The following is a 1,961-nucleotide window of genomic DNA, read 5'->3' as shown; positions in this document are numbered from 1 at the left end:
AGCTTGCCCGGGTGATCACGGTCGGTGAGCACGAAGCTGCCCTCGCTGCTGTGGTTCGCTCAGCCGATGGGCAGCATCTCTGCACCGTACGGATGAGCGCGGCGACAGAGTGGGGACGAGGAGATCCATTGCCGGATCTCAACAAGCGGTGAGGCGGAGTCCGAAGCGCCTCCGACCCGGAACCGGGCCCGGCCAGCATCATTGCCCCGGCGAGGTGGTCAGCCATGCAGATCCACAAAGAAGCCACTTACGACGGCGTCTGGACCGTCTTTGTCGATGACACTCTCTGCATCAGCGATCTCACGGGTCCGGAAGCCGAGGCTCTCGTTGAGGTGTTTGCACGTCTCTCACGTTGCGCGGCCTCAACGAGAGACAACCGGAACTGAGCGAAACTCGCTGAAGCACTCCGGCCACCGAAGGAATCTGCCGACGGAGGCGGTTCACGCCAAGCGTACCGTCACAACCTTGTAGACGGCTCGTCACAGCCACACCTGCTCAAGCTGTAGCCGCATTCCGCCGGGCGGATGAGGCCGGGGAGTTGGGACATGCGGCGCGCCGTCGGCCTCGTCCTTCTCTGTGCGGCCGGAGCGGCTGGTCCGACCCGCACCAGCGCAGCCGAGACCCTGTCCTTCTGGGATCTCAAGCCCGACCAGCTCCGCCTGCTCGTCGCCTCGCCGCAGGTGATGGTCACCCGCACTGCGTCAGGCTGGGACGCCTACTGTCGCTGCCCCGTCGTGCTCAAGCCGCACGAGATCCCCGAGGTGATGAAGAAGGCGATCATCGCCGTCGAGGACAAGCGCTACCTGGACCATGGCGGCGTCGACCTGATCGCCCTGGCTGCCGTGCTCCGGGGTGGCCTCAGTCGCGGCGGCAGCACCATTCCCATGCAGCTCCTCAAGAACCTCGTGTTCCACGACCTGCAAGGCCGGGATCTCTTAAGCAAGCTCGAGCGCAAGGGCTCCGAGGTCTGGCACGCCGGCGCCTTCGATGGGGCCGTCGGTAAGCAGGAGCTGCTCGCAGCCTACCTCAACCAGATCGAGTTCGGAGGCCGCGAGATCGTGGGTCTCTACCGGGCGAGCCGGCACTATTTCCGCAAGGAGCCGAAGGACCTCAATCTCTACGAGGCCGCCCTGCTGGCCGGGATGGTGCAGGCCCCGGCCCGGTTCAACCCGCTCAAGGACGCTACGAGGGAACAGGCCAACGAACGCGCACGGCTTGTTCTCGGCCTCATGGTTCAGCAGGGGCGCATCAGCAAGGCCGAGCGGCTTCGGGCCGAGCAGGTCGGCATTCGTCCCGGGGTGCTGCCGGAGTTCAAGATCCAGGCGCAGCCGTTCACCGAGTGGGTGGTCCAGACCTGGGCGCCCCTGTTCGTGAAAGAGGGCGAGACGATCCGGTTCTTCGTGACGCTCGAGCCTCGGTTCCAGCGCTTGGCCGAGAAGCATCTGACTGATCTGGTCAGCGAGGGAGCTGTTCCGTCGGCCTACGAGGCTGGAGCCGTGATGATGACCGCCGATGGCCGTGTGCGCGCGATGATCGGCGGCGTGGACTGGTCACGACGGCAGTTCAACGCCGCCGTGAAGACGAGCGTGCAGCCGGGCTCGACGGCGAAGCTGCCGCTCCTGGTCGCTGCCTGCGAGGCGGGCCGAGGGCCGCAGAGCCGGGTGGTCGATCTGCCCATCACGGCGACGTGGCCCTCGAATGGCCAGCTCGGCTATAGGGGCGAGACGACGCTCATGGAAGCGTTTGCGGCGTCGCGCAATGCCGCTGCCGTTCGGCTCACCCAGGAGCTTGGGGTCAAGCACGTGGCGGAGGTGAGCCGACGTCTCGGGATTGAGCCTGGACCCAACCCTGATGCCGGGTTCGTCCTGGGCTCGTTCTCGACCAGCGTAATGAGCATGACGGCGGCCTATACCACTGTCGCCAATGGCGGATATCGCGCGGCGCCAACAGGGGTTCTGGCC

Annotated in this window: 1 protein-coding gene; it reads left to right on the top strand. The window is 66.0% G+C overall.

The window, feature by feature from the left end; translation table 11 throughout:
• Window positions 1-545: 545 nt before the first annotated feature.
• Window positions 546-1,961 (top strand): transglycosylase domain-containing protein (locus tag WDW90_RS36665; RefSeq protein WP_336492649.1); only part of this gene is annotated, 1,416 nt, incomplete at its 3' end.

The organism is Methylobacterium nigriterrae, from assembly GCF_037106235.1.
GTDB lineage: Bacteria > Pseudomonadota > Alphaproteobacteria > Rhizobiales > Beijerinckiaceae > Methylobacterium > Methylobacterium nigriterrae.
This window is presented reverse-complemented; position numbering and strand designations above follow the sequence as displayed.